This window comes from Pseudomonas sp. CFBP 5748, assembly GCF_053850495.1.
In genome coordinates, this window is record NZ_JBSPTN010000003.1 from 277906 (window position 1) to 304260 (window position 26355).

Sequence of the window (26355 nt, forward strand, 5' to 3'; positions counted from 1 at the left end):
CGCCACCTATAAACATCACCACTGACATCAAACCGTCATCTCTCCATCGCCAAACCGCCATATCCCCTGAGTAATGTCCTCGCCAATGAGATCGATCTCAAGCGAGTGACAATGACTGATTTGAAAGAAGTGGCACAGTTGGCTGGGGTATCGCGAGCGACTGCGGCGCGTGCCTTTGCTTCCCCCGAAGTGGTCCGTCCGGCCACCCGGGAACAGGTATTCGCCGCTGCGCGCGAGCTGGGTTTTCGGCCTAACCGTCTTGGCCGCCAACTGCGCCTGCAAGTGACCAAGCTGATCGGCGTCGTGGTGCCCAACCTGCTCAACCCGGTGTTTGCCGAGCAATTCCAGGCGATGGAACGCGCTGCGCGTTTGCGCGGTTACAACCTGCTGTTGGCCACCACGGACTACAGCAGCGAGCGCGAAAGCGCAGTGGTCGAAGAGTTGTTGCGCCAGCGTGTCGATGGCCTGGTCCTCACGGTGACCGACGCCGAGAGCAACCGGGTGCTGCAAAGCCTGGACAGCGAGGACACACCGTTTGTGCTGGCCTACCACCAGCCGCGTAATCCGGACTACAGCGCCGTGTCGGTGGATAACCGCGCCGGCATGGCCCTCGCCACCCGTTATCTGCTGGAAGCCGGGCATTGGCGCATTGGCATGGTCGCAGGTCCCGCCCTGCAATCGGACCGTGCTCGCCTGCGCTATGCCGGGTATTGCGACGCCATGCGAGAGGCGGGGCTCGACAGCGTGCCGGTGATTGAAATGCCCGCCCATACCCAAGCCGACTTCGCCGCCATCGAGCCGCTGCTGCAAGGCCCACAGGCGCTCAGTGCGCTGGTCTGCTCCAACGACTTACTCGCCATCAGCCTGATTGCCGAGTTGCGCCGCAACGGCTGGCAGGTACCCAGGCAACTCTCGGTCATCGGCTTTGACGGCATTGCCCTTGGCACTCAGATGCACCCGACGCTGTGCAGTGTCGTCCAGCCCATCGAGGCGCTGGCTTGCACGGTGATCGATCAGTTGTTGGCGCAAATCGCTGGCGCCCCTGCGGTTTCCCATTGCCTGCCCTGCCATATCCGGCCGGGCGAAAGTACTCAACCCTACGAGGAGACACTTGATGATCCGCTTGCGTAAAACCCTGGCGACATTGCTGCTGTGCGGCGTTGCCAGCCTGGCCCAGGCCGCCGAAACGGCGATTTGCTACAACTGCCCGCCGGAATGGGCCGACTGGGGCACTCAGCTCAAGGCGATTGCCGATACCACCGGCGTGCAGGTCCCGCTGGACAACAAGAACTCCGGGCAGGCATTGGCGCAACTGGTTGCCGAACAAGCCGCGCCGGTGGCCGATGTGGTGTATTACGGCGTGACGTTCGGTTTACAGGCGCAAAAAGCCGGAGTGGTTGGCACTTATAAACCCAAGGGCTGGGAGCAGATCCCGGCAGGCTTGAAGGACCCGCAAGGGCACTGGTTTGCCATTCATTCCGGCACCCTGGGCATCATGGTCAATGTCGATGCACTGGGCGGCTTGCCCGTGCCGCAAAGCTGGGCCGATCTGCTCAAGCCAGAATACAAAGGCATGGTCGGCTACCTGGATCCGTCCAGCGCGTTCGTCGGCTACGTCTCTGCGGTCGCGATCAATCAGGCCATGGGCGGTAACCTGGATAACTTCGCCCCGGCTATCGATTACTTCCAGAAGCTGGCGAAAAACTCGCCCATCGTGCCCAAGCAAACGGCTTATGCGCGGGTGCTGTCCGGCGAGCTGCCGATCCTGGTGGATTACGACTTCAACGCCTATCGGGCGCGTTACAAGGACAAGGCCAACGTTGCTTTTGTGATTCCCAAGGAAGGCAGCATCAGCGTGCCTTACGTGATGAGCATCGTCGGCAACGCCCCCCATCGGGCCAACGCCGAGAAAGTTCTGGATTTCGTCCTGTCCGAGCAAGGTCAGGCGCTTTGGGCCAAGGCGTACTTGCGGCCGGTGCGGCCGATGAAGATGCCGGACGACGTCGCCGCGCAGTTCCTGCCGGACAGCGATTACGCCCGGGCTGGCGTGGTCAACTACCAACAGATGGCCGCGGCGCAGGAAGCCTTTTCCGCACGCTATCTGCGTGAGGTCAAATAAGTGACCGCTTCGGTATTAAAGGCCCGGGAGGTTCCCTCGGGCCGGGCCACCGTGCCGCGTTTGCGGCCGACCGCTGCCTGGGCCCTGGCGCCCGCCGCAGCGGTGTTGTTCGCGTTCTGGCTGTTGCCGCTGGCGCATCTGATCCTGCTCGGTGGACAAAGTCGTGACGGCAACGAAAACGGCTACTGGCAGGTGCTGGGCAGCGCGCAGTATCTGGGCAGCCTGGCGCAGACCTGCCTGCTTGCCCTTGCCACCACGCTCGCGGCGCTGTTAGTGGGTGGCATCAGCGGGTTTTTTCTCAGTCGCCAGCGCTTCTTCGGTCGTTCGCTACTGGTTGCCTTGTTGACCTTCCCCCTGGCATTCCCCGGAGTGGTGGTCGGTTTCCTGGTGATTCTGCTGGCTGGGCGCCAAGGGCTGTTCGCCAGCCTAGGCCTCGAACTGGCGGGTGAGCGCTGGATCTTTGCCTACTCGCTGATGGGCCTGTGCATCGGTTACCTGTACTTCTCGATCCCTCGGGTGATCCTCACGGTGATGGCCGCTTGCGAAAGCCTCGACCGCAGCCTGGAAGAAGCGGCTCACTCGCTGGGGGCCGGTCATTGGCGAGTGGTCTGCGACGTCATCGTCCCCGGCCTGGCGCCGGCATTGGTCTCGTGCGGGGCCATCTGCTTTGCGACGTCCATGGGCGCGTTCGGTACGGCGTTCACCCTGGGCACGCGGCTCAACGTGACCCCGGTGGCGATCTACAACGTGTTTACCAACTACGCCAATTTCACCGTGGCCGCTGCGCTGTCGGTGATATTGGGGGCGCTGACCTGGGCGGTGTTGCTAATGGCCCGGCGATTGGCGAACAGTTCGAGGACAGTCTTGTGAAACGCTCAACGCTGTTTGTCGGGCAACTGGCGTTCACCTTGTTGGTCTGCGCCTTCATGTTGGTGCCCGTGCTGATGTCGCTGCTGGCCGGGCTGACCCGCAATTATTTCCAGGGCGTCTCCAGCGGCCTGACGTTCGATTGGCTGGTGCAAGTCTGGCAGGCCTATTCGCCGACGGTCTGGCTGTCCCTGCAACTGGCCGCCGCCTGTGCGCTGTGTGTCTGCGTGATCGGCGTGCCGGCGGCTTACGCGCTGGTACGGATGAACAACCGCTTCAGTCGCGCGTTCGAGGAGTTGATGGTGCTGCCGGTGGCGATGCCGGGCCTGGCCAGCGCCTTGGCGTTGCTGCTCACCTACGGTGAGTTCGGCGGGTTTCGCAGCAGTTGGCTGTTCATTCTCGTCGGCCACGTGCTGTTCACCCTGCCGTTTCTGGTGCGTCCGGTGATGGCGGTGATGCAACGCCAGCACCTGCCGGTCCTGGAAGAAGCCGCAGCCAGCCTGGGCGCCGGGCCGCTGCGGCGGTTCTTCAGTGTGGTGGTGCCTAACTGCCGGGCGGGGATTCTCGCCGGGGTCTTGATGGTCGTCACCCTGTCGCTGGGTGAGTTCAACCTGACCTGGATGCTCCACACCCCGATGACCAAGACCTTGCCGGTTGGCCTGGCTGACAGCTATGCCTCGGCCAGGCTGGAAGTCGCCAGCGCCTACACCCTGATATTCCTGTTGATGATCGTGCCGTTGCTGATTGCGTTGCAGGCCATCAGCGCGCGCCTTTCCCGTGGAGAAAAACGATGAGCGGAACCACTATTCGCCTGGCGGGTTGCCGCAAGGCGTTCTCGGACGGCACCGTTGCCGTACACGACCTGGACCTGAGCATCGAGGCCGGGGAAACCCTGGCGATCCTCGGCCCGTCCGGTTGCGGCAAAACCACCACTTTGCGGCTGATTGCCGGGCTTGAACGCCCGGATGTGGGGCAGGTATTTTTTGGCGACACCGACGTCACCCGCTTGCCCATCGAGCGTCGTGACGTGGGCATGGTGTTCCAGAACTATGCGTTGTTTCCCAACCTGGATGTGGCCGGCAATATCGTCTACGGCCTGAAGATTCGCGGCATGGCGCCCGCTGAGCGGAACAAGCGTTGCTCGGAGTTGCTGGAACTGGTCGGTCTGCAGGATCACGGCAAGCGCGGCATTCACGAGTTGTCCGGCGGCCAGCGCCAGCGAGTCGCCCTCGCCCGCGCCCTGGCACCCAAGCCCCGGGTATTGCTGCTCGATGAACCCTTGGCGGCGTTGGATGCACAGCTGCGTGAACGCTTGCGCAGCGAGTTGGATCAGTTGCTCCGCCATCTGGGCATTACCGCGGTATTCGTCACCCACGATCAGGGCGAAGCCATGGCGCTGGGCGATCGGATCCTGGTCATGGAACACGGCCGCGTTGCGCAATTGGCCAGCCCACGGGAAATCTATCAGCAACCCGCCAATGCTTTCGTCGCCAGTTTCGTCGGCAACCTCAACGCTTTTCCAGTGCTCGAACATACGCCCCTTGGCTTGAAAGTCAGTGGCGGTGAGTTGCCATGGCGGGGTGCCGGCCTGCCCGCCACCGTCTATTGCCGGCCCGAGCATTTGCGGGTGATGGACAGCGAGGGGCATCTGCGTGGACGCCTGGTGGGCCAGTTTTTCCAGGGTGCCCAAAGCCGCCTGTTGGTGGACGTCGGCGCCGCTCAGCCACTGCTGGTGGACAGCACCGACAGCGTCATCCACGCCCCCGGCGCGCTGATCGCCTTGGCCGTCGAGCCGCAAGTGCTGTTCACCCTGTCATCGTGATATTCGTGTTTTCAGAGGTTTATTTTGAATCGTCCGTTTCTCATTGCGCAGATCAGTGACCTGCATCTTAAAGCCGGGGAAAAACTGACCTATGGCGTCGTTGATACCCTCGCCGCGCTGCGTCGTGCCATCGATCATTTGAATACCCAGGTGCCGCGTCCCGACATCGTGGTGATCAGTGGCGACCTGGTGGACTTTGGGCGCCCTGATGAATACGCCGTGCTGCATCCGGAACTGGCGCGCCTGCACATGCCTTGCTACCTGGTGCCAGGCAACCACGATAACCGCGAGCATTTGCAAGCCGCCTTTGCCGATCACGGCTACCTGCCGAGGTTGGCCGGTGCCCCTCTGGACTGGGTGGTGGAAGAGCATCCGCTGCGCCTGATCGGCCTGGACAGCACGATTCCCGGTGGCCATGGCGGCCAGTTGCTGGACAGCCAACTGCGCTGGCTCGATGAGCAGTTGGCCTGTCGTCCCGAGGCGCCGACGCTATTGATTTTGCATCATCCGCCGTTTGTCAGCGGCATTGGCCATATGGACCGCGAACCGTTCATCAATGCATCGGCGCTGGAGCAGGTCATCGCCCGCCATCCGCAGGTGGAGCGCTTGCTGTGCGGGCACTTGCATCGGCCGATGCAGCGGCGCTTCGGCGGTAGCCTGAGCTGCGTGTGCCCCGGTACCTCGCATCAGATCGTCCTGGATCTACAACCAACCGCTCCCGCGCATTTCAATCTGGAACCACCGGGATACCTGCTGCATCACTGGTATGGGCAGGCGTTGGTGACCCATAGCGGCGTGTTTGGCGAGTATCCCGGACCGTATCCGTTTTATGACGCTCATGGATTGATCGACTGATAACCCAGGGACTTTCACTGATGACTTGCTTTGGAGATTTAATCCCTACCCCACTCTATTCATTGAAGATTTTCTAACGAGTTATTGAACGCATCGGCCAATCCTGTGATCGGCCGAGGGCTTCCTGCTGCCTTTTCACTTTGCCCGGAACAGAGGTTCCGCGCTGGAGTTCGTCCCGATGAAAACTATCTTTCAAGTGCTGAGTTTATTGACCGGCGGCGTGAGCATTGTCATGAGTCCGTTGGCCTCTGCTGATTTTATCAACGACAGCAAAGCCAACTTGAACTTGCGCAATTTCTACTTCAACAACGATAACCGTGACGGAGCCGCCGTGCCTTCGAAAACCGAAGAGTGGGGCCAGGCCTTCATGCTCAATTATCAATCCGGCTTTACCGACGGCACCGTCGGGTTCGGCCTGGACGCTATGGGCCTGCTGGGTTTGAAGCTCGACAGCGGCGCAGGCCGACATGTGGGCGGCTCGATGTTTCCCAACGACGGTGACAAGGCCGCCGATCAATGGGCGCGTCTGGGTGCAACGGCAAAGATGCGCGTTTCCAAGACCGAACTGCGCTACGGCACCTTGCAACCCAAATTGCCGATCCTAGTTTCCAACGATGGCCGCCTGCTGCCGCAAACCTTCGAGGGTGGCCAAGTCACCAGCAATGAAATCGACAACCTGACCTTCACCGCTGGCCAACTGGAACACGCCACCGGCCGTGCTTCCAGCGACAGCGCCGGCCTGGCCGTGGCAGGCGGCAGCCAGGAAAGCAACAAATTCACCTTCGCCGGTGGCGATTACAAACTGACCAAGGATCTGACCGCCCAGTATTACTACGCCAATCTTGAAGATTATTATCAGCAGCACTTCGCCGGTTTACTGCACGTCTTGCCACTGGGTGAATACGGTTCGTTGAAAACCGACTTGCGCTATTTCAAGACCACCTCCGATGGCAAGAACAGCAGCGCGGCCGGTCGCGCCAGTGGTTACAAACTCGGCGGCTACACCAAGGACGGCAGTGGTGAGATCGACAACGATACCTGGAGCGCGGCGTTCATTTACTCGCTGGGCGGCCACGCCATTACCGCGGGCTATCAAAGCGTTTCCGAAGACAGCAACTTTACGCAACTCAACCAGGGCGGCCTGGTGGGTAAAGGCGAAGGCGGCGCCAGTCTTTATCTCTACACCGACCGTACCATCCAGACGTTCATCCAGGCCGGCGAGCGCACGGCATTCGCGCAATATGCCTATGACTTCGCAGCGCTCGGAGTTCCGGGCTTGAAGGCATCGGTGATGTACCTCAAGGGCGACAATATCCAGACCACCAGCGGCCAGGACGCCAGTGAATGGGAGCGTGATATTTCCCTGGACTATGTGATCCAGAGCGGCGCGTTGAAGAACGTCGGTTTCGGCTGGCGCAACGGCATGTCCCGCAGCGATATCGCTCGCGACCAGGACCAGAATCGCCTGATTGTGAGCTATAGCATTCCGTTGATGTAAGCGGTCAGTGTTTTCAGGGCCAGGGAGTCGAACCCACACGTGACGCTCTCTTGGCTCTTTGTTATCCGGGACTCGCCTGTCCTGCGGCAACACTCAGCGCATATCCGATTCGCAAGATTAGGCAATCATCCGCCCGGATCGTGCAATCGCTCCCAAGCATAGCTTTCTATAGTTAACCAGAGCCAAACCATCCGGAGCTGGTACCCCTATGAGCGCCCTCAACATCAACGGCCGTGAGTACACGGTTGACGTAGACCCAAGCACCCCGATTCTTTGGACCTTGCGCGACACGCTGGGCATGACCGGCACCAAGTTCGGTTGCGGCGCGGCGTTGTGCGGTGCCTGTACCGTTCACCTGGATGGCCAGGCCATTCGTTCCTGCGTGACGCCCATCGCCGCAGCAGCAGGCAAGAAGATCACCACCATCGAGGCGGCCACCAATGGCAGCGACCCGGTCGGCACAGCCGTGCACGAGGCCTGGGTCAAACACGACGTGGCGCAGTGTGGTTATTGCCAGAGCGGCCAGATCATGAGCGCGACCGCATTCCTCAAAGCCCAGCCCAAGGGCAAGCAACCCACGGCCGCCGAAATCGATTCGGCCATGGCTGGCAACATCTGCCGCTGTGGCACCTACGCCCGTATCCGCGCCGCCGTGGCGGACGCCGCCAAAGCCCTTGCCTGATCGGAGCCCATCATGCTGAACGACATTTTCCCCGACGAGCTGCCCCGCGCCTTGCAGCACATGCTGGAGCGCGATCAGGCCGATGGCCCCGCCACCCTTCCCCGTCGCAGCTTTCTCAAGATCGTTGGCATCGGCGGCTTGGCCCTGGGGGCTTTTCCGCACCTGGCCCTGGCGCAAGAGGCCAACGGTGCTGCAACAGCACCGCTCAAACCGACCCAGCAGCCCTCCGCATTCGTGCAGATCGCGCCTGACGGCGTGGTGACAGTGACCATCAACCGCCTGGAGTTCGGCCAGGGGGTACAAACCGGCTTGCCGATGATCCTCGCCGAAGAACTGGATGCCGACTGGAGCCTGGTGCGCAGTCGCAACGGTAGCAATGACGCCGCCTACCAAGACCCGGCCTTCGGCATTCACCTCACCGGTGGCTCCAATTCGATCAAGAACAGCTTCACCCAATACCGCGAACTTGGCGCACGCGCTCGCGCCATGTTGCTGAGTGCCGCCGCCGCCCGCTGGAACGTGGATGTGGCGAGCCTGAGCACCCAGGCCGGCATGGTACTCGGCCCGGCAGGCCGTAAAGCGAGCTACGGCGAGCTGGCCGAAGCCGCGATGGCCTTGCCCGTACCGGAAAAGATCACACTCAAGGATCCCAAGGACTTCCGAATCATTGGTCACGCCACCACCCGCATTGATGCAAAAGCCAAGAGCAGTGGCCAGCAGGATTTCGGCATCGACATGCACCTGCCCGGCCAGCTCACAGCGGTGGTGGCCCATCCACCCGTGTTCGGCGCCAAAATCGCCTCTTTGGATGACAGCGCGGCGCGCGCAACCAAGGGCGTAAAAGCCGTGCTGCGAGTGCCCTTGGACGGCGGCGCCGAAGGTGTGGCGGTGATCGGGGAGGGCTACTGGCAGGCGAAGCTGGGGCGCGATGCGCTAAAGCTGGAATGGGACCTGGCCAGCGTCGAGAAAGTGGACAGCGAGAAGCAACGGGTCCAATACCGGGAACTGCTAAGTAAGCCTGGGCTGGTCCACTTCGATGCCGACATGACGCCGCTGACCAAGGCGCCGCATCAATTGGACGCCGAGTTCTTTTTCCCTTACCTCGCCCACGCGCCCATGGAACCGCTGAACTGCACGGTGCAGATCTCCGAGGGACGCGCCGAGCTGTGGGTCGGCACACAATTCCCTGGCGGCGACAGCGCTGCCGCGGCAAAGGTGCTGAATCTCAAGCCGGAGCAAATCCGGGTCAACGTACAGACAGCGGGCGGTGGCTTTGGCCGGCGTGGCGTACCCACCAGCGATTTCGTCGTGCAGGCTTGCGAGGTGGCCAAGGCTGCGCAGGCTGCCGGGCTGATGGCACCTATCCGCACACTCTGGAGTCGTGAAGACGACATCAAGGGTGGTTACTATCGCCCGATGCATTTGCACCGCGCGCGTATCGGTTTTGATGATAGCGGCAAAGTGCTGGCCTGGGATCACGCTCTGGTCGGGCAGTCCATCCTTACCGGCACCTTGTTCGGTGGGCAAATGAAGAACGGCATCGACCCTACTGCCACGGAAGGCATGCGCGATCCGTATCCACTGCCGATGCGCCTGACGGTTCATCACCCCAAACTCAACGTCCCCGTCCTGTGGTGGCGCAGCGTGGGCTCCACCCATACGGCCTTTGTGATGGAGACGTTGATCGATGAAATCGCCCGCGCCACCAAGCAGGACCCAGTGGCTTACCGGATGAAGCTGTTTGGCGAGCAAAGTCCTCGCCATCGCGCGGCGTTGCAATTGGCGGTGGACAAGAGCGAATACGGCAAACGCCAGCTACCGGCCGGGCGCGCCTGGGGCGTGGCGGTTCACGAGTCGTTCAGTTCGGTGGTGGCGTACGTCGTGGAAGCCTCGGTGCAGGACGGTCGTCCGGTACTGCACCAGGTGACCGCCGGCGTGCACTGCAACCTGGCCGTCAACCCACGCAGCGTGGAAGCCCAGGTCCAAGGCGCGGCGCTGATGGGCTTGTCGATGTGCCTGCCGGGCGGCGCCATCACCCTGAAGGAGGGCGTCGTGGAGCAGAGCAATTTCGCCGATTTCAGCGTGCCGCGCATCACCGACATGCCAGCGTTCGCCGTCCACATCGTGCCAAGCGCCGAACCACCCACGGGGATGGGTGAGCCCGGGTTGCCAGCGTTGGCCCCGGCTTTTGCCAATGCGGTGGCGAGCCTGACGGGTAAGCCGCTGCGTGAGTTGCCGTTCAAGTTGGCGTGACAGAAACGTGAGGCTGTCTGGTAGTTGCGCTGCCAGACGTGCCTCCCTGTTACAAGCGAATCCGCTTGATATCCCGCTGCGGTGGCTCTCCAAACAGGCGGCTGTACTCGCGGCTGAACTGCGAAGCACTTTCATAGCCAACCTGCCCGCCTGCACTGCTTGCGTCGACATTCTGGGTCAGCATCAAATGCCGAGCGGCTTGTAGCCTCAGCTGTTTCTGGTATTGCAGCGGACTCATTCCGGTCACGGTGCGAAAGTGCTGGCGAAAGGTGGAAGGACTCATGTGCGCCTGAGCCGCCAGATCATCCATGCGCAGCGCCTGGCGAAAATTGAGTTTCAACCAGGCGACGGTCTTGGCGATATGTTGGCTGGGTGAGCCTGCGGCGATGACATGCAGCAACTGCGGCGCATGGGCACCGCTTAACAGACGAGCGATGATCTCTTCCTTGATCAACGGAGCCACAGTCTCAAGCAGTGGCGGCTCCTTCAGCAGGTCGACCAGACGCTTCAGGGCATCCAGTACACCGGCATCCAAAGCCTGCACGGTAATGGGTTTGAACGCATCGTCTCTCATGCGTTGCGACAGTTGCATGCGCTCGGCCACTTGCATCACCGTACTGCTATCGAATCTCAGCATCATGCCCAGGAAAGGTTTGGCGGCGCTGGCCTGGCAAATATGTGAAATGACAGGCAGATCTACACTGGTCACCATGGACTGACCGGGTGAATAGGTCAGGATGTCCTCCCCGACCATGGCTTGCTTACGACCTTGCAAGGTGACGCCGATACCCAGGCCGTAGATGCAGTGCATGGGTGCGGTCACCGCTTTGCGCCGATGCAGGCTCAGGCCGGGTATGGCGGTGATCTGGTCGCCCTCGCTGGGCAGCAGTTGACTGACCGAATCGGCCAGGCGGTCTATGTCGCTGGCGGTGTGGGTGCTTGTAAAAACGGTTGGCACATTCGACTCCTGGAAACATCAGGCCTGGACGACTCACAGCGAACACGGTTCGCCCTGACCGCAAGGCCTCCCATGGCGGAGTATGCTGGGCCAGGGGTTCGGCTCGCTTGCCTGATTGGCGCAATTTCTTGCACGATTCAACGAGCCATCACGGGCAGCAGCCCCTGACACCCAGATATAACAAGATGTTTCAGGAAATCAGGATGCCCAAAGCGATGACGGCTGGAATCTAAAGTCTATGGAAGATGTAGCGGGTGGACGGTTGATCGTCCAACGCTACCCCTGCTTGACCCAGTTGCAGGCGCAAAGCTGGGGTGTCGGCCCGGACTTTCCAATCCGCACGGGCCGGAGCAACTGACCCTCCATCGTAGCGACTGATCGCCTCAGACAGCTGCGTTCGATCCGGCAGGTATACCGCCAGCGCGTCGTTCTTCCACGCCGCGACATTCATTCCCAGGGCTTCACACACCTGGATTTTCGCTTGGGCGTCATCCCTGTCGGCCTGGCGAGAGCGTTCGATCTGATCGGCCAGGACCGGATCGACGACCCGATCCGTGAAGAGAACCTCGCCCGCCTCCCAGACTTCGGGAGGACAAATTTTTTCGGCCGGGCGCAGGGCAATGAACGGATTGATTTCCATCGGGTAAATTCGACAGACCAGCGGCCGCTCTTCATAGATGCCGCAACGGCCGTCGTCGGCCAGGTTCTGACATTGCGCCAGGGCATTGCCGGCCAAGACCGCAACGACCCGAATCTGCGCATCGCCACTGGTCACCTTCACAGCTCGCTGGGCGCTGTGGGTGAATTGCCCAGGCGCAGAAGCCCAGGTCGTTTCATCGAACGCCTCCAGTATGACCGCCACTTCATGCCCCCGTTGGAGCCACTGCCGTGCCTCGTTCAGCGTCAGTGGAATCAGGCGGCCCTTGCAGCAAATCCCGCAACCGTTGCAGGCAAATCGGATAGCGTTGTTTTCCATACCAAGCTCTCACACACATGTTTTCAACCGACCACCGATGTGCCCTCAAGCGAGCACATCAGTGGCAGAGCCCCGGGGGCGCGAAAGTATGTGGAGCGAGGAACGGATCCGTTTGCCGGATTCGCCGGCATGTTTGCCCGATTCAAGGTGAATTCAGCGAGCCGGTCTGTAGGATCGAGAGCCCCGGGGAAACGCGGAGTAAGGCACATCCCAGGCCAGTGCTGTCGTGGCGAGGGAGCTTGCTCCCATTGGGCTGCGCAGCAGCCCCATTTTGTGAGCGCCTCGCACTCGAGCGGGAGCAAGCACCCTCGCCACGGTATTCACCCCTTTAAGTGAACAACATTGCGCTTATCGGCCCACTGTCACTTCAGCACAGCAGCGATTTCAATCAGCCGGGCAAGCGGCTCAGGATTGGAAACCATTCAGTACGGCAATGACTTTTTCACTGGCAACTCCTTGAGCGACAGGGCTATTGGGCGAATCGGGTGAAGACGAAGTCGTGGTTTTGCACGCGCGCCTGATGACAGGCGAAGCACGTCTGGTGCTGTGCCTCATCGGCGGGTTTGCCGTTGATGAAGCGACCAAAGCCCCAGCCGCCGGTGGCGGCATATTTGCGCGAGTCCTTGACCATAACTTGCACGGTGGTCGCCGCGCCGGGAATCGAAGCCGGCTCGAACTCCGGGGACTGGCTGTGCTTCCAGGCCAGCTTGACCAGCACCGTGCCGTCCGGGAATGGCAGTGTTGAATCCTGATAAGCCTTGATCGCCAGGTCATTGCCCAGCACCGCTCTCAGCTCGTTCAGGGGTTCCGCCTCCTGGGCCGGGGCTATCAGCGCCCATTGGCGATACCCATCGGGAAGCTTTACGCCGTAGATCGGTGACGCCTCGCCGCTGCTGGCATCGCCCAAGGCGATGCCGGTCGCGGTCAGTGCAGCCACCGCAATGACAGCGGACACCGCCAGTTGCTTGAGTTTCATCGTTGCTCTCCCGGTGGGCGTCATTGGAGGTGATCGGCGTCGATCACAGCCTGGGCGAACGCTTGCGGGGCCTCTTGCGGCAGGTTGTGGCCGACACCGCCGTCGATCAGGCGATGCTCATATTTGCCGGTGAAACGCTTGGCATAGGCCTCGGCCGGTGGGTGCGGTGCGCCGTTGGCGTCACCCTCGAGGGTGATGGTCGGCACGCCGATGGAGGGAAAGGTCGCGAGTTTCTTCTCCAGCTTGTCGTATTTGGCCTCGCCCTTGACCAGGCCCAGGCGCCAGCGATAGTTGAAGATTGAGACGGCGACATGATCGGGATTCTGCAAAGCGGCGGCGCTGCGGTCATACGTCGCGTCGTCAAAGTTCCACTTCGGCGACGCCAGTTTCCAGATCAGCTTGGCGAAGTCGTGGGTGTTCGTCTCATAACCGAGGCGGCCACGCTCCGTCGCAAAGTAGAACTGATACCACCACTGCAACTCGGCGGCCGGCGGCAGCGGCGTCTTGCCGGCTTCCTGGCTGCCGATCAGGTAGCCACTGACCGCCACCAGGGCTTTCACCCGCTCCGGCCACAGAGCCGCGACGATGTCGGCGGTGCGGGCGCCCCAGTCGTACCCCCCGAGCACGGCCTGCTTGATCTTCAGCGCGTCCATGAAGTCGATCAGATCGCTTGCCAGCGCGGAAGGCTGGCCGTTGCGCAGGGTCTTGGCCGACAGGAAGCGCGTATCACCGTAACCCCGGGCATAGGGAATCAACACCCGATAGCCCTTCTCGGCCAGTGCCGGGGCAACGTCGGCGTAGCTGTGAATGTCATAGGGCCAACCGTGCAGCAGGATGACCACCGGCCCATCGGCAGGACCGACCTCGGCATAAGCCACGTCCAGCAGGCCCGCCTTGACGTGCTTCAACGGGCCGAACGAGGTGTGACTGCCTGGCGTGATGGAGGCGATGGTGCTGGCAGGTACATCCGCGGCGCTCGCCTGTGATGAGGCAAAGCCCAAGGCGCCCAGTTGCATCATGGTGAACATCAGAATGGAGGGCGCGAGCAGACGACGTGGGCGCGGTGCGGATGCCGGGTTCAACAGAGTCTTGTCCATGGTGGATCTCCTTGCGAGCGGTGGGTGAGCCCGTGAGACTGCTTGTGCCGTCTCGATGGGTTCATTTGACGCTGGCGAGGTATCCCGGATGTGTCATCGGTGGCCTTAAAAGAAACAGTCCGTATCTGTACGAGACGTAGATACACGGAGATACATTTGGATGGCGTGGCAAGCCTGTGACATCAATGTTGCCGCACCTACCGCAATCGCGAGCAAGCCCGCTCCCACAGGATTGGTGGTGGTCCTAGGATTCGTGAACGCCGCAAACCCAATGTGGGAGCGAGCCTGCTCGTGATGCCGGTTCAGGCCACCCCACCCTTCCCATGAAACGCCTGCCCCAAGAGCGCCAGCCGTTGCGCCATCGGCGGCAGGCTTTGGCTGCTGCGGGTCAGGATGCCGATGTTGTCCGCGTTGCGCTCAGCCACAGCCTGGACGGTTTGCAACCGCTCATTGATGCCCAGCGATGCCTTGGACTGTTCCTGGGTGGTGCTGGCGATCAGGTCGTTGAAGTGGTTGATCACCGCGATGTCTTCCACCACGGCGTGCAGCAGTTGTGAGGCCAGTTGGCTGGCGGTTACGCAGCGCTCCACTCCGTCGCGACTGTCTTGCATGGCGACGGCGGCCTGGCGGCTGCCTTGTTGCAGCTTGGCGATGATGTGCTGGATTTGCGTGGTGGAAGCCGAGGTTTTTTGTGACAAGGTCCGGACTTCGTCGGCCACCACCGCGAAACCACGGCCCTGCTCACCGGCCCGGGCGGCCTCGATGGCGGCGTTGAGGGCCAGCAGGTTGGTTTGCTCGGCGATGCCGTTGATCACGTCCAGCACTTGGCCAATCTGTTGCGCCTGTTCGACCAGGACTTGTACGGTTTCGTTGGTCAGGTTGATGCGCCCGGCCAGTTCGACGATTTCTTCGCGGGTCTGGTCAACGGTGCTGCGCCCTCGGTTGACCTGCTCGTTGGCCTGTCCGGCGCGTTGCAGCGTCTGATCGACGTGGCCGGCGATGTTTTCCATGGCCTGGACCAGATGGCCGATCGCGCCGCTCATTTGCGCCACTTCGTCCAACTGGTGGCGGGCGCCGTTTTCCAGGGTCTGGCCCACCTGGGACAGATCCTGGCCGAGGTCCGAGAGGTTTCGGGTATCGCGCACCACGCCGTCCACCAGGTTGGTGACCTGTTGCAGAAAGTGGTCGAAACGCTCCCCCGAGGAGACTTTGCCCCCTTGGTTGCGCTGGGCACCGGCATCGCTGCTCAGCTTCGTGGCGGCGGCCAGTACTTTGTCGAGCACCTCCTGGTTGTCCGTGGCATCGGCCAGGCTCTGGTTCGCCAGGTAAATCAGGATCACACTTTCCACCACCACGTAGAACGCGTGAAGCAAGACCATGTTCCAGCCGCCGTGGGTACCCATGACGAACACCGGATAGCCCTGATGCTGAAGCCAGTGGAAACCCAGGTGGTGGACGGCGATGGTGGCGGCGGCCACGACAATCGGAAGCCAGTCCCGGTAGAACGTCAGCACCGCCAACAGCACGAAAATCCCGAAGTGGAACTCGATCACGCCGTGGGTCTGGTTGATGTGCAGCGCCGCCATGACCATCAGCGCCACGGCGATGACGCAGCGCATGACGCGGGTGCCGCCCAGGCCGCGATAAAGGACGGTGGTCAGCACGCAGGTCGTGCCTCCCACCAGCAACGCCTGGGTGAAGGTCGAATGCATGAACGCCAGGCACAGCGAATACAGCAGAGTAAGCCAAAGCAGCCCCAGCATGATGCGATCGGCTTTACGGTGGTGATCGTTAAAGCGCACGGGCGATGTCATGGATGGCTGTCCTTTTCGGATACTTGGGGGGTCCGTTACCAATGCCGGTTTCAGGCCTTATCGGCGTCTCGGAAGGGAACTGTAACTGATTATCATCAGTTAGTGGCACTACGCCACCAACCTTTTGTCAGCGACCTTTGCTTTATGATGTTGGCCATCTCAACTCCCGACCTGATGGAACCCCCATGACTTTCGATTTCGATACGGTGTTCGAGCGCCACGGTACCGGTAGCACCAAATGGAGCCGTTACCCGGCCGATGTGTTGCCGATGTGGGTGGCCGATATGGACTTCCCTGCCCCGTCTGTGATCATCGATGCGCTGCACAAGCGCCTCGAACATACGATGCTCGGCTACAGCGTTGCCCAGGACAACCTGCGGGCAGCTATCGTGGCGGACCTGTGGAACAAGTACGCGTGGCGCGTCGAGCCCCAGCAGATTGTGTTCCTGCCCGGCGTCGAACCGGGTTTCAACATGGCGCTGCACGCGCTCGTGGAGCCCCAGCAGAATGTCGTGGTGCAGGTGCCCAATTACCCGCCGCTGCGCAACGCCCCGGGTCACTGGGGCCTGAACAAGGTGGAACTGCCGTTCGACCCGGTAGATGGCGAGTTTCACACGCCGCTGGCCGCGTTGCGCGAGGCGTTGCAGGGTGGTGGCGCCCTATTGCTGAGCAATCCTCACAACCCGTTGGGCAAGGTGTTTGACCGGCAAGAACTCAAGGCCGTGGCAGACATTTGCCTGGAGCAGAATGCCTGGATCATCTCCGATGAAATCCATGCCGAGCTGTGTTTCGACGCCCGCGTGCACATCCCCACTGCGTCCCTCAGCGCGGAAATTGCCGAGCGCACCATCACCCTGATGTCCGCCAGCAAGGCCTACAACATCGCCGGGTTGAAAACCTCGTTTGCCATCATCCAGAACGCCAAGGTCCGCGAGCGGGTCAACAGCGCCCGGGCCGGCATGGTCGACAGCGTCAATGCCCTGGGCCTTGAAGCCACCCGCGCCGCCTACAGCGAAGCAGGTCCGTGGCTCGAACAACTCAAAGCGTACCTGCAAGCCAACCGTGATTACCTGGTTGAAGCAGTGAACACGCGTCTGCCGGGCGTGACCATGACGGTGCCCCAGGGCACTTACCTGGCCTGGCTGGATTGCTCGGCGTTGGGGTTGGACGACCCGCAGGGGTTCTTCCTGAAAGAAGCCAAGGTAGGCCTGAGCGCCGGGCTGGATTTTGGCGACGATGCCGGGCAGTTCGTGCGCCTGAACTTCGGTTGCCCGCGGGCGTTGCTGGAGGAAGGGATTGCGCGGATGGAGCGGAGTTTGAAGGCCAGGGGCTGATTGCCCTGACAAAGCAGATCCCCTCGCCACAATTGATCCGCGTTTACCCACGCATCTCTGGCGTATACACAAAGCACAACTTGTTCCCCTCCGGATCCCGGCAATACGCCCCGAAGTACCCTGGCGAGTAATGCGGCCTGGGGCCCGGGGCGCCTTCGTCAAAGCCGCCCAGGGCGATGGCCTGCTCCCAGGCAGCGCGCACGGTTTGCGGTGAGTCGGCGGCAAAGCTCACTTGCATGCCATTGCCCCAGGTGGCGGGCAAACCATTGAATGGCAGTTGCACAAAGACCTGTGGCCAAGGCTTTCCTGGTTGATGCCAACCTTCCCCCGGCGGGCCCGAGTCGTTTTCGCTGGCCATGCGCACCAACCCCAGGCAACCGAGAACGGCATCATAAAAAGCGACCATTTTCGGCAAGTCACGCGCGCCGATCTGTATGTGGCTGAACATGTCCTTTTCCTTATATTCCGACGGTGCTAATGCTCAAGACTGCTCCTTGGCAATCACCGAAATTTTCCCGTTGCGCTCGATAATCGCAAACTTGATCTGCTCCAGGGTCTCGATACCCTGGCTCGAACGTGCGGCCTCCATGATGTCTTCTTCCACCAATCGGGCATGGCGCATGCGCCCCTGGAGTATGCGACCGTTCTCGACAATGATGGTCGGGCCGCCGTCGATCAGTTGCGAAACCCGTTTGGAACGCTGCTTGAGCAATGACAACCCGACGTCGATGGCAATCAGGGTGACGATCACCATCAGCGCGTTGGTTAACGAGAAATCATCCCCCAGCAGCGCCTGTTGGGTGGCCTCACCGATGATCATCAACAACACGAAGTCGAAGGTGGTGAGGTCCGCCAGGGAGCGACGCCCGGCGATCTTGAACAACACCATCAATGCTACATACATCGCGGCGGCCCGCAGCACGGAATCCATAGGTCACCTAAGGGAAAATGAACTGATCGAAACTGAGCGAGGCGCCACCGGGCATGGCGAGGCGGCCGTGATAGATCCCCAGCCCCTGACCGAGCAACGACAGGTACAGACTGGCCTGCCCTTGGGCATCGGCCTGGACCCAAAACCGCATGCCTTGGCCGGCACTCGCCGAACGCACCGGTTGGGGTTGCAGCGTCTGTACTTCAAAGCCTTGCAGCCACGCGCCGTCCAACGCCACTTCGAGCACGGCGTTGGGTTGACCCTTCATATGAACGATCATCGGATTGGTGGAGCCATTGCGATTAAACGTCTCGTATTCGACGCCGAGACTGCCATCGCGGCTCTGTAGATCGCGCGAGCTCAAGGGGCCGCGGGAGAACAAGCCAAGCAGGGTCAGGACCACCAGCAGCACCAGGATGTACCAGCCCACGCGCTCGAAACGCCAGACCTTGAGCTGGTAGTCCATGTCTTCACGCACCGGAAACACACGGCTGTGAAAGTCCTCTGGCTCAGTGGAATGGGGCATGGCGACTCCTTATCGGCGCTCTCCGGCCAAAGCCCGTTGGTGAAAATGCCGCAGTTGAAGAAGCGCGTGTTCAGCGGCCCACATTTGCACCTGGCCGCGGCTGCCGAAAAACCGTTCCTGGCGACTGAACAGTGCTCGCTGGCCGTTCACCTCGAACGCCCAGGCAAAACAGACGGTGCCGGCGGGAATGCCGTCCATGTCGTCCGGTCCGAGAATGCCGGTGGTCGCCACCGCCACGTTGGCATTAGCGTCATGCAGCGCGCCGAGGGCCATTTCCTTGGCGACTTCGCGGCTGGTGAGGTTGAAGGTCTCTATGGTGCGCGGGTTTACCCCCAGCAGCCGTTGTTTCGCCTCCGGGGAATACACCACGTAACCGCTTTCGATCAGCGATCCACTGCCCGGCACCTCGGCCAGTAACGTGACGATCTGGCCGGCGGTGCAGGATTCGGCCGTGGTCAGGCGCAGTTCATGTTCACGCAGGTACTCACAAATGGAGCGGGCAACGGTCATGGCAAGTCGTCCTTTCATGGTGCTGATGGGTTGACCCCCGCCGTAATGATTCATTCCCTTTATCGCGCCGCCGCCCGGATGCGGCAAATAAATGAAACCGCGACCCAATCCTGTACCTCAAATTCGTAGGAGCCTCATGCAGAGGCTGTCTTGATCAGGAGGTCGTCATGTCTGCGCCTTTCGTCAAACTGTTCACCCATCCCGAGTTCGCCTGGGCGGATATCCGCGAGCAAGAGCAGGCTCATCCGCGCCATTACCTGAGCCATTTGCTGTTGCTGGCCTTGATTCCCGCAGTGTGTCTGTTCATCGGTACCACCTGGACCGGCTGGAGCCTGGCCGAAAACGAAACGGTACGGCTCAGCAGCGCCAGCGCACTGCAATTATGCGTGCTGCTGTACCTGACCATCGTCGCCGGCGTGGCGCTCATGGGGTTGTTCATTCGCTGGATGTCCCGCACTTTCGACGCCCGGCCGACGGTCAACCAGTGCATCGGGTTCGCGGCGTATACCGCCACGCCGTACTTCCTCGCCGGGATTTTCGGGCTCTACCCCAACCGTTGGCTGACGGTGGCCGTGTTGGCGGTGGCCTCGGCCTACTCGACATTCTTGCTGTTTGTCGGGCTACCCAAGTTCATGAGTCTCAGGAAAGAACAGGGCCTGCTGTACTCGGCCAGCGTCTGGGGCGTCGGGTTGTTGGTGCTGGTGACGATCCTGGTGGAGATGATCCTGCTGTGGTTCAACGTGTTGCAGCCGGAATACCTGCGTTTTCCGGCAAGTTGAGCATCAACTTGTTCACAAGGTTCACGTGTCGCGGGGTCTACTTATCGGGCTTTTTCATGCCAATCCGCCGACGCATGTCGGCGGTGATGCTCTGGCGGGTTTTCTTGAGGCCGGCCCAGGGCTCGTGACCGACTTCCATCAGGCGCTCATGAACGTTGTGCACGTTCCACAGGTTCGCGCCCTTGAGCTCGGCAACTTCCTCGCGAAAGATCGGCACCGACACCGGCAGCCCTTCCCGGGTGCGCGCGGCGTAGGCGCAGATGGTGGTGGCGCCCAGACCGTTGCGCAGGTAATCAATGAAGATCCGCCCTATCCGGTTTTTTGGCCCGGACACCGCCGAGAAACGGTCCGGCAACAGCTTGGCCATGTGGCTGACGATGGCATGGCTGAATCCCTTGACCTCATCCCAACCCAACTTTCGCGTCAACGGCACCACCACATGAATGCCCTTGCCGCCGCTGGTCTTGAGAAACGCCTTGAGTCCCAGCTCATCGAGCACCGACAAGGTCAGTTGCGTGGCCTCCACCATGCGTTTCCAGGGCAATGCCGGATCCGGGTCAAGGTCGAGGACAAAGCGGTCGGGCTTGTCCAGGTTCACCGTCGTGGCGTTCCAGGTGTGCAGCTCCACCGTGCTCATCTGCACCGCGCCGATCAGCGCCTCGGCGTTGTTGATGATCATCACCGGCTGCCCCGTCAGCGCCTTGTCCAGGCAGGTTATGCCGGGGATCGCCAGGTGTTCGGCGTTTTTTTGGAAGAACAGCTCACCGGCGATCCCATCGGGTGCGCGCACCAGCGCCACCGGGCGATCAGCCAATTCCGGCAGAATGAATTCGGCGACGCTGGCGTAATACTCGGCCAGTTGCAGCTTGGTGGTGCCACTGCTGACGTCGATGACTCGGTCCGGATGCGTGATACGCACCTTTGCGTCCATGGCCGGCGCCTGGGTGGCTTTCGCCTTGGATTTGGCCGGTTTTTTTTCAGCTTTGCCTGTCGCTGAGGATTTCTTCGTAGAAGCGGGCTTTTTCACGGGTTTGGCAAGCTCCTGAGTGATTGCCTCGGCCGGTTTGTCGTTGCGCAAACCATGGAACACGGCATGACGCACCGAGCCTTCCTTGGTCATTTCGGCAAACGCCACCTCGGCCAGCAGCGTCGGTTTCAGCCAATGCACGCCTTTGGCTTCGTAGCCGGTAGGCGGATTGACCACGGCGGCCTTCTTCGTTTCCAAGGGCAACAGCTGTTGGTGGATGCTTTTAAGGGTGGTTTCATTAAACCCGGTGCCGACCTTGCCGGCGTAGCGCAACTCACCGCTGTCAGCATCATGCAGCCCCAGCAGCAAGGCGCCAAAGGCGTTGCGGGCACCCTTGGGGTCGCTGAACCCAACCACCACGAACTCCTGGCGATTCTTGCATTTGAGCTTGATCCAATCATTGCTGCGCCGGGAAACATAGGCGCTGCCCAGCCGTTTGCCGATCAGCCCCTCCATCTGCATCTGGCAGGCGCTATTGAGCAACGCTTCAGGGGTTTCTTCGAAGGCATCGGAAAACCGCAGCAGTGGATCTTCGTTGCGTTCGAGCACCGCCGCCAGCGCGGCCCGTCGCGCCTCCACGGGCACTTTGCGCAGATCCATGCCGTTGAGATAAGGCAAGTCGAACAGGTAATAAGCGATCTTGGCGCTGCTGCCGACCTCGAAGGCGTTCTGCAAGGCCTGGAAGTCCGGCACACCCTGGTCGTTGGCCACCACCATTTCGCCGTCGAGCCAGGCCGACTCCAACCCCAAGCCGGCCAAAGCCTCGGCTTGCTTGGGCAGTTTGTGGGTCCAGTCATGGCCGTTGCGGGTGATCAGCCGTACATCGCCGTGTTCAATGCGCGCCATGACCCGGTAACCGTCAAACTTGATTTCGTAGAGCCATTCGCCGTCGGGCGCAGTCTCCACCAAGGTGGCCAGCTCAGGTTTGAGTGTTGCGGGGATCGGCCCGACCACGGCGCCGTTGAGGGTGGTTTTCGAGGCTTTTTTTGACGGTTTCGCCTTGGCGGCTTTTTCAGGTGCTTTTGCGGCTTTGGCTGCGGCGGTGCCCCGCCGCTTGGGCACCAGGGTGCGATCGCTGAGCACGCTGTCCGGCTCCGCTTGCACCACGTCATATTCGCTTGCCGGGCGGGCCGCCTCGTCCTGATGTTTGATCAAGAACCACTGTTCCTGCTTGCCGGGCATGTGGGTGCGCACCAGGTTCCACAGGCCGGCGAGCTTTTCGCCTTGCAGCTCGAACTTGAGCCGGCCTTTTTCATAAGCTTCGTGGGCATCGCCCTGGGGAATCCACACGCCTCGGTCCCAGACAATGACATCGCCGGCACCATAATGCCCTTCGGGAATGCTGCCCTCAAACGTCGCGTAATCCAACGGATGGTCTTCAACATGGACCGCCAGGCGCTTGACCTTAGGGTCCAGGGACGGCCCCTTGGGCACCGCCCAGCTCTTGAGCGCACCGTCCAGCTCCAGGCGGAAGTCGTAATGCAGCCGCGAGGCATCGTGCTTTTGAATGCAGAACTGCAAGGCATGGGCGGCTTTTGCTGATTTGCGCGAGCGTTTCGCCGCCGGCTCCGGGGTGGCGGCGAAATCGCGCATGCGGTTGTAGTCCTCAAGGGTCTTGCTGCTCATGGACCGCCTGCCACCTGCAGCAAGGCCGGATCGGCGGCAGGCATCCCGGCGGTTTCCGCCAACAATTGATCGACGACTCGGCTCAAGGCCTGTTCGGTGGTGTCACCCAGTAGCAGCCCCTGCTCATAGAGAACGATCTGCCGGTCGGCACTGATGCCTTCCTGGACGATGCGGCGTGCTTGTTTGAATACATCCTGGACGCCAAGCTCTGCGGCAGTGTCACCGAAGGTTTCCTCCGCCAGAGTGAGCCACTCGCCGATGAGCATGGGTTGTTCCTGCCCCTGGACAATGAATTCCGCCAGAATCCCATAGCGCTTGGCCCGCCAGCGGTTTTCCTTGAGGATCCACTGGGACATCAGGCTGTAATGGGCGCCGGGGCGCGGCTGGGCGATGGCATGGGCCACCATCAGGCGAAACAGCGAGACGATACACAGCACGTCTTCGACTCGAGGGCAGGCATCGCAAATTCGCAATTCCAGCGTCGGGTAACGCGACGAAGGTCGTATCACCCACCAGCAGTCGCTGGGTTGGCGAATGGAGCCGGTGCGCATGAGCATGTCGACATAACCGGCGAACGCCGACTCATCCTCGAAAAACTCCGGCACGCCCATGCGCGGCCATTCATCGCAGGCGACTTGCCGATAGCTGCTGAAACCACTGTAGGCGCCGTTCCAGAAGGGTGACGAAGCGCTCAGCGCGAGGAACATGGGCAGCCACGGCAACACCTCATTCATGACCCGCACGCGGTCCTGATTGGCGGGCACCTCGACGTGTACATGCAGGCCCGACAGCACGCTGCGCCGAGCCACCCGTTGATAATCGTCGAACAGTTGCTGGAAGTGCAATTCATCAGTGGGTTGCAGGACCTGGGTGGCCTTGGGGTGTGAGCCTGCGCTCAGCAGCCCCAGGCCATAGGGCGCCAACCGCTGGTTCAGGCCCCTACGCACCCCGGTCAAGTAGTCTGCGGCCTCGGCCAGGCTGCGAAAAATGGGCGAGGCCATCTCGACCTGGCACTGGAACATCTCATGGGCGAAATGCTTGCCCAACTGTTCCCGGCACGCCGCGACGGCGCCCTCGGGCGGCTCACCGGGCATGCAGCGGGTTTGCAGGTCGGTGATGAAATACTCCTCTTCAATGCCGAACTTCATGCGCCTGTTCATCGATAATCCCTCCGATACCCGCGCCGATGCGGGTTACAACCAACGCCACCACGGCGATCCTTTCCACGTCCTGATAACCCGGTGTGAGCAATTCCTCGCCAAACACATCCGGGTCCAATTCTCGATACGTCCAGCCAAAATCCGCCGAGTCGCGCCAAGGTCCCAGGGCCTCCAGAAACGGATCGCGACCATCGACCATTGCCACACCCGTGTAGAGCACCAGCGAGCCGCCCGGCGTGAGGCGAGGCAACGCCTGTTCGACGATGCGCAGTGACAGACCGGCACCCAGTACCCCGCCACCATGGCGATAGGCGCGCTCGGACGGATCAGCCATGTAGGGCGGATTGGCAACAATCAGGTCGAAGTTGCCCTCCACGTCCTCAAGGACGTCGCTGCGGGCGATCTCAACGTTGGCGACTTCGGCCAGCGCTGCGTTCACCGCACTCAGGCGCAGGGCCAATGGGTTGATGTCCAAGGCCAGCACTTGCGCCTCACGCCGGGCCCGGGCAATCACAATGGCGCCGACACCCGCGCCGCAACCGATGTCCACGGCGCGATGCACCGCAGTGAAATTCTGTTGTAGATGAGTATGGATCAGCTGGGCGAAGCGGTAGCTGTCAGGGCCGAAAAACACGGCATCGGCGGCCTGGGTGGGGAATTGCGAATGGGCGAACAGCAAGCCGTCCAGGCTCGACCAGCGCACCCGACTGCGCAATAGACCCTCGCGCTCCTCCAGCACTTGGGCTTCCTGCAATTGCCGCTGCTCATCGGCACTGATCAGCCCCGGGGCAAAGGGTCGCGACCAGCCAAACACATCCCGCAGGGTCTTGGAATGTTCGTTGCCGGGCCGCTGGTTGACCCGTTCGTGAGTCAGGGGCGTCGGGGTGATAAAACGATAGCCGTCGGCTTGCAGGCGACGGCCCAGTTGCAACAGCGCCAAGTCGGGTTCGGACAGGCGTTCTTCCTGATTCATGCAGGGCTCCTAGCGCAGTACGGATTTGAGTTCGATGAAGCGACGCGTTGCCAGCAACCCGGCCGGATGGCTGTGGCAGCGGGCCGAAAGCCAGGGCATCAGGGTCTGCATCCGCGAATCGGGCGCCTGCCCTTGCAGCGTCTGCTGAAGGTTCTGTACGTCGGGATCTTCAACCGGCATCTGTGGCTCGCAGGCCGCCCCTTGGCTGCGCCGTGGGCTGTTGCGTGCGCCTTCCTTCAACCAGTCGCCGGCGATCCAATCGTGCAGCAACTGTTTTTCATACGGGCTGAACACCCCAAACATCGCCGCGCCCGCGCCTTCAATCAGCGTCCAGAACCGGCTGTTCTGTGGGTCCTCGTGGCGCTTGATCCAGCCCTTGTCCTGCATTGCCGCCAGGAAGCCTTCCAGTTGGCCCGGCGCCGAGAGCCACTGGTTGACGGTCTTGCCTTCGAACTTGCAGTAATCGGAATGCATGTGCTGGCCGAACGGGCGTTTGCGTTCGAGCATGTCCAGCACTTCGCGGTAGAGGTCGAACGACTCGATGATCGTCCGGCTGCCCTGCCCCAGGTCGTTGAGGCGATAGCCCAGGGTGACCCGGCGCCAGAAAGACTCGCGGTCGGCTTCCATCGGCATCAATTGCATCAACGATTGCACGGCCTTGTGGGCATGGCCGGTGCTGGCGTTGTCGATGGTCACATGGAGGGTGAAGTAGTACGGATCGATGTCCAGCTCGCTCAGTTCATAAGCGCTGATCAACAGGTGCAAGGGCAGTTGTTCGTAACCCAGGTTGTAGCCGATGACTTCGGGCAAGTACTCATCGCCGGCGTAACCCAAAGCCAGTTGCACAGCACCTTGCAGGTAGCGTTCGTCGGCGATGTCCGGTGCGTCCTGCAGGCCATGTTCGGCGAGCAGCTTGCGGTAGATCACCACGTGGTTTTGCGCCGGGTTGCCGTCCCCCAGTTCTTCCAGGTAGGTGCACAACAGCCCTTCGAAACGATGGTCGTGCCAGTGCTTGAGTACCCCATATAGCCAGGCGCCGTCGACGAGCTTGGTGGGCGCCACGGCTTGCAGGAAATACAAGGCGTGGGCCTTGCTGCTGAAAAACTCCCGCGGACCACCGCCTTTGCGCCGTTCCAGGTACTCGGCGTATTGCCGAGCCACGCCGGCGCTGTGTTGCTCGACCCAGGTTTGCAGGGCCGTGGGGTCGTCGGGCATTTCTTGAGGCAATGCCTGGGCCTGTTCAACGCACTGCTGAATAAACGCTTGGGCGACAGCTTGTTTGTCAGCATCGTCGGGGCCCTGGAGCAGTCGTTCGTAGCATTGGCGCACTGTCCCGGCATCAGTGACAGGTTGCACGGTGGCAGGCCGGGATTGGAGGGTTGTCAGCGCAGTCATAAGGGCCTCTTGGGTTCTTTGCAGGACGCTGAGTCAGAACGTCTCTTCTTTTGCAGAGCGCTGAGAACGACGAAAAATTCCCTCGGGGTGAAAAGCTGCCGGATAAACGGAGCCACGGTGTTTGGGGGGGAACCCTCGCTTGGCTTCAACCCTCGAATGGATAACACGCTCCACCAG

Annotated in this window: 24 protein-coding genes; 11 read left to right on the plus strand and 13 right to left on the minus strand. The window is 61.4% G+C overall.

All coding sequences use genetic code 11. The annotated features are described in order from the left end of the window. The first annotated feature begins 111 nt into the window (after window positions 1–111). From ACWNZ1_RS08775 to ACWNZ1_RS08815, 9 genes are all read left to right on the plus strand, one after another. Window positions 112–1131 carry a LacI family DNA-binding transcriptional regulator gene (locus ACWNZ1_RS08775; RefSeq protein WP_135845507.1) on the plus strand — a complete coding sequence of 340 codons (1020 nt, stop codon included), beginning with the start codon at window positions 112–114 and terminating at the stop codon, window positions 1129–1131. After that, window positions 1115–2119: an ABC transporter substrate-binding protein gene (locus ACWNZ1_RS08780; protein ID WP_135845508.1), complete on the plus strand. Its 1005-nt coding sequence runs from the start codon at window positions 1115–1117 to the stop codon at window positions 2117–2119. The genes ACWNZ1_RS08775 and ACWNZ1_RS08780 overlap by 17 nt, the downstream gene beginning before the upstream one ends. Beyond that, window positions 2120–2989, plus strand: a complete 870-nt coding sequence (locus ACWNZ1_RS08785) for an ABC transporter permease (RefSeq protein WP_265072048.1) — start codon at window positions 2120–2122, stop codon at window positions 2987–2989. It begins immediately after the preceding gene. Next, on the plus strand, window positions 2986–3780 hold the full coding sequence (locus tag ACWNZ1_RS08790) for an ABC transporter permease (protein WP_135845510.1): 795 nt from the start codon (window positions 2986–2988) through the stop codon (window positions 3778–3780). The genes ACWNZ1_RS08785 and ACWNZ1_RS08790 overlap by 4 nt, the downstream gene beginning before the upstream one ends. Then, window positions 3777–4808 carry an ABC transporter ATP-binding protein gene (locus ACWNZ1_RS08795; RefSeq protein WP_280944008.1) on the plus strand — a complete coding sequence of 344 codons (1032 nt, stop codon included), beginning with the start codon at window positions 3777–3779 and terminating at the stop codon, window positions 4806–4808. The genes ACWNZ1_RS08790 and ACWNZ1_RS08795 overlap by 4 nt, the downstream gene beginning before the upstream one ends. 24 nt (window positions 4809–4832) lie before the next feature. Further along, on the plus strand, window positions 4833–5663 hold the full coding sequence (locus ACWNZ1_RS08800; RefSeq protein ID WP_256452903.1) for a phosphodiesterase: 831 nt from the start codon (window positions 4833–4835) through the stop codon (window positions 5661–5663). Between the two features lie 178 nt (window positions 5664–5841). Further along, a complete protein-coding gene (locus ACWNZ1_RS08805) occupies window positions 5842–7161 on the plus strand; it encodes an OprD family porin (RefSeq protein WP_256452904.1) in 1320 nt (439 codons plus the stop codon). Between the two features lie 208 nt (window positions 7162–7369). After that, window positions 7370–7843: a (2Fe-2S)-binding protein gene (locus tag ACWNZ1_RS08810; RefSeq protein ID WP_280944009.1), complete on the plus strand. Its 474-nt coding sequence runs from the start codon at window positions 7370–7372 to the stop codon at window positions 7841–7843. A gap of 12 nt (window positions 7844–7855) precedes the next feature. Further along, on the plus strand, window positions 7856–10096 hold the full coding sequence (locus tag ACWNZ1_RS08815) for a xanthine dehydrogenase family protein molybdopterin-binding subunit (RefSeq protein WP_256452906.1): 2241 nt from the start codon (window positions 7856–7858) through the stop codon (window positions 10094–10096). A gap of 49 nt (window positions 10097–10145) precedes the next feature. On the opposite strand, the gene ACWNZ1_RS08820 is transcribed toward ACWNZ1_RS08815, so the two are convergent. The 5 genes from ACWNZ1_RS08820 to ACWNZ1_RS08840 form a co-directional block, all read right to left on the minus strand. Continuing rightward, window positions 10146–11054, minus strand: coding sequence for an AraC family transcriptional regulator (locus ACWNZ1_RS08820; RefSeq protein WP_265072054.1), 909 nt, complete (start codon window positions 11052–11054; stop codon window positions 10146–10148). A gap of 229 nt (window positions 11055–11283) precedes the next feature. Continuing rightward, window positions 11284–12030 (minus strand): YkgJ family cysteine cluster protein, encoded by a 747-nt coding sequence (locus tag ACWNZ1_RS08825; RefSeq protein WP_265072055.1) that lies wholly within the window; start codon window positions 12028–12030, stop codon window positions 11284–11286. Window positions 12031–12499: 469 nt separating this feature from the next. Next, the gene (locus ACWNZ1_RS08830) at window positions 12500–13006 is read right to left on the minus strand and encodes a cytochrome P460 family protein (RefSeq protein ID WP_456027561.1); all 507 of its coding nucleotides are present in this window, start codon (window positions 13004–13006) and stop codon (window positions 12500–12502) included. Window positions 13007–13026: 20 nt separating this feature from the next. Further along, a complete protein-coding gene (locus ACWNZ1_RS08835; RefSeq protein ID WP_456027562.1) occupies window positions 13027–14103 on the minus strand; it encodes an alpha/beta fold hydrolase in 1077 nt (358 codons plus the stop codon). 302 nt (window positions 14104–14405) lie between these two features. After that, on the minus strand, window positions 14406–15917 hold the full coding sequence (locus ACWNZ1_RS08840; RefSeq protein WP_135845520.1) for a methyl-accepting chemotaxis protein: 1512 nt from the start codon (window positions 15915–15917) through the stop codon (window positions 14406–14408). A 185-nt stretch (window positions 15918–16102) separates the two neighbouring features. Between ACWNZ1_RS08840 and ACWNZ1_RS08845 the strand changes: the two genes are divergently transcribed. Further along, on the plus strand, window positions 16103–17251 hold the full coding sequence (locus tag ACWNZ1_RS08845) for a MalY/PatB family protein (RefSeq protein ID WP_135845521.1): 1149 nt from the start codon (window positions 16103–16105) through the stop codon (window positions 17249–17251). Window positions 17252–17294: 43 nt separating this feature from the next. Here the strand turns inward: ACWNZ1_RS08845 and ACWNZ1_RS08850 are convergent, their stop codons facing one another. The 4 genes from ACWNZ1_RS08850 to ACWNZ1_RS08865 are packed head-to-tail and all read right to left on the minus strand — an operon-like array spanning window position 17295 to window position 19218. Continuing rightward, entirely contained in the window at window positions 17295–17699 is a 405-nt protein-coding gene (locus ACWNZ1_RS08850) for a VOC family protein (RefSeq protein WP_135845522.1), read from the minus strand. A gap of 33 nt (window positions 17700–17732) precedes the next feature. Continuing rightward, entirely contained in the window at window positions 17733–18182 is a 450-nt protein-coding gene (locus tag ACWNZ1_RS08855) for a DUF421 domain-containing protein (protein ID WP_135845523.1), read from the minus strand. A gap of 7 nt (window positions 18183–18189) precedes the next feature. Further along, window positions 18190–18708 carry a hypothetical protein gene (locus ACWNZ1_RS08860; protein WP_265072057.1) on the minus strand — a complete coding sequence of 173 codons (519 nt, stop codon included), beginning with the start codon at window positions 18706–18708 and terminating at the stop codon, window positions 18190–18192. A 9-nt stretch (window positions 18709–18717) separates the two neighbouring features. Further along, on the minus strand, window positions 18718–19218 hold the full coding sequence (locus tag ACWNZ1_RS08865) for a CinA family protein (RefSeq protein ID WP_135845525.1): 501 nt from the start codon (window positions 19216–19218) through the stop codon (window positions 18718–18720). Between the two features lie 167 nt (window positions 19219–19385). Here ACWNZ1_RS08865 and ACWNZ1_RS08870 point away from each other — a divergent pair, with 167 nt between their 5' ends. Further along, complete coding sequence (locus ACWNZ1_RS08870; protein WP_135845526.1) at window positions 19386–19997, plus strand: Yip1 family protein; 612 nt, start codon at window positions 19386–19388, stop codon at window positions 19995–19997. A 37-nt stretch (window positions 19998–20034) separates the two neighbouring features. On the opposite strand, the gene ligD is transcribed toward ACWNZ1_RS08870, so the two are convergent. Genes ligD through ACWNZ1_RS08890 form a run of 4 tightly spaced genes read right to left on the minus strand, consistent with a single transcriptional unit; the run spans window position 20035 to window position 26178 of the window. Beyond that, window positions 20035–22650, minus strand: coding sequence for a DNA ligase D (gene ligD, locus ACWNZ1_RS08875; protein ID WP_265072058.1), 2616 nt, complete (start codon window positions 22648–22650; stop codon window positions 20035–20037). Continuing rightward, entirely contained in the window at window positions 22647–23810 is a 1164-nt protein-coding gene (locus ACWNZ1_RS08880; protein ID WP_135845528.1) for a carboxylate-amine ligase, read from the minus strand. The genes ligD and ACWNZ1_RS08880 overlap by 4 nt, the downstream gene beginning before the upstream one ends. Next, window positions 23782–24783 (minus strand): methyltransferase, encoded by a 1002-nt coding sequence (locus ACWNZ1_RS08885; RefSeq protein ID WP_135845529.1) that lies wholly within the window; start codon window positions 24781–24783, stop codon window positions 23782–23784. Before ACWNZ1_RS08885 ends, ACWNZ1_RS08880 begins: the two co-directional genes overlap by 29 nt. A 9-nt stretch (window positions 24784–24792) precedes the next feature. Further along, the gene (locus ACWNZ1_RS08890; protein WP_456027563.1) at window positions 24793–26178 is read right to left on the minus strand and encodes an iron-containing redox enzyme family protein; all 1386 of its coding nucleotides are present in this window, start codon (window positions 26176–26178) and stop codon (window positions 24793–24795) included. Window positions 26179–26355: the final 177 nt, after the last annotated feature.

What these genes read in the sequence shown, in the direction of transcription:
- ACWNZ1_RS08775 (WP_135845507.1), top strand. Translation starts at nt 112, where the DNA reads ATGACTGATTTGAAAGAAGTGGCACAGTTGGCTGGGGTATCGCGAGCG.
- ACWNZ1_RS08780 (WP_135845508.1), top strand. Translation starts at nt 1,115, where the DNA reads ATGATCCGCTTGCGTAAAACCCTGGCGACATTGCTGCTGTGCGGCGTT.
- ACWNZ1_RS08795 (WP_280944008.1), top strand. Translation starts at nt 3,777, where the DNA reads ATGAGCGGAACCACTATTCGCCTGGCGGGTTGCCGCAAGGCGTTCTCG.
- ACWNZ1_RS08805 (WP_256452904.1), top strand. Translation starts at nt 5,842, where the DNA reads ATGAAAACTATCTTTCAAGTGCTGAGTTTATTGACCGGCGGCGTGAGC.
- ACWNZ1_RS08810 (WP_280944009.1), top strand. Translation starts at nt 7,370, where the DNA reads ATGAGCGCCCTCAACATCAACGGCCGTGAGTACACGGTTGACGTAGAC.
- ACWNZ1_RS08815 (WP_256452906.1), top strand. Translation starts at nt 7,856, where the DNA reads ATGCTGAACGACATTTTCCCCGACGAGCTGCCCCGCGCCTTGCAGCAC.
- ACWNZ1_RS08825 (WP_265072055.1), bottom strand. Translation starts at nt 12,030, where the DNA reads ATGGAAAACAACGCTATCCGATTTGCCTGCAACGGTTGCGGGATTTGC.
- ACWNZ1_RS08830 (WP_456027561.1), bottom strand. Translation starts at nt 13,006, where the DNA reads ATGAAACTCAAGCAACTGGCGGTGTCCGCTGTCATTGCGGTGGCTGCA.
- ACWNZ1_RS08835 (WP_456027562.1), bottom strand. Translation starts at nt 14,103, where the DNA reads ATGGACAAGACTCTGTTGAACCCGGCATCCGCACCGCGCCCACGTCGT.
- ACWNZ1_RS08840 (WP_135845520.1), bottom strand. Translation starts at nt 15,917, where the DNA reads ATGACATCGCCCGTGCGCTTTAACGATCACCACCGTAAAGCCGATCGC.
- ACWNZ1_RS08845 (WP_135845521.1), top strand. Translation starts at nt 16,103, where the DNA reads ATGACTTTCGATTTCGATACGGTGTTCGAGCGCCACGGTACCGGTAGC.
- ACWNZ1_RS08850 (WP_135845522.1), bottom strand. Translation starts at nt 17,699, where the DNA reads ATGTTCAGCCACATACAGATCGGCGCGCGTGACTTGCCGAAAATGGTC.
- ACWNZ1_RS08855 (WP_135845523.1), bottom strand. Translation starts at nt 18,182, where the DNA reads ATGGATTCCGTGCTGCGGGCCGCCGCGATGTATGTAGCATTGATGGTG.
- ACWNZ1_RS08860 (WP_265072057.1), bottom strand. Translation starts at nt 18,708, where the DNA reads ATGCCCCATTCCACTGAGCCAGAGGACTTTCACAGCCGTGTGTTTCCG.
- ACWNZ1_RS08865 (WP_135845525.1), bottom strand. Translation starts at nt 19,218, where the DNA reads ATGACCGTTGCCCGCTCCATTTGTGAGTACCTGCGTGAACATGAACTG.
- ACWNZ1_RS08870 (WP_135845526.1), top strand. Translation starts at nt 19,386, where the DNA reads ATGTCTGCGCCTTTCGTCAAACTGTTCACCCATCCCGAGTTCGCCTGG.
- ligD (WP_265072058.1), bottom strand. Translation starts at nt 22,650, where the DNA reads ATGAGCAGCAAGACCCTTGAGGACTACAACCGCATGCGCGATTTCGCC.
- ACWNZ1_RS08880 (WP_135845528.1), bottom strand. Translation starts at nt 23,810, where the DNA reads ATGAACAGGCGCATGAAGTTCGGCATTGAAGAGGAGTATTTCATCACC.
- ACWNZ1_RS08885 (WP_135845529.1), bottom strand. Translation starts at nt 24,783, where the DNA reads ATGAATCAGGAAGAACGCCTGTCCGAACCCGACTTGGCGCTGTTGCAA.
- ACWNZ1_RS08890 (WP_456027563.1), bottom strand. Translation starts at nt 26,178, where the DNA reads ATGACTGCGCTGACAACCCTCCAATCCCGGCCTGCCACCGTGCAACCT.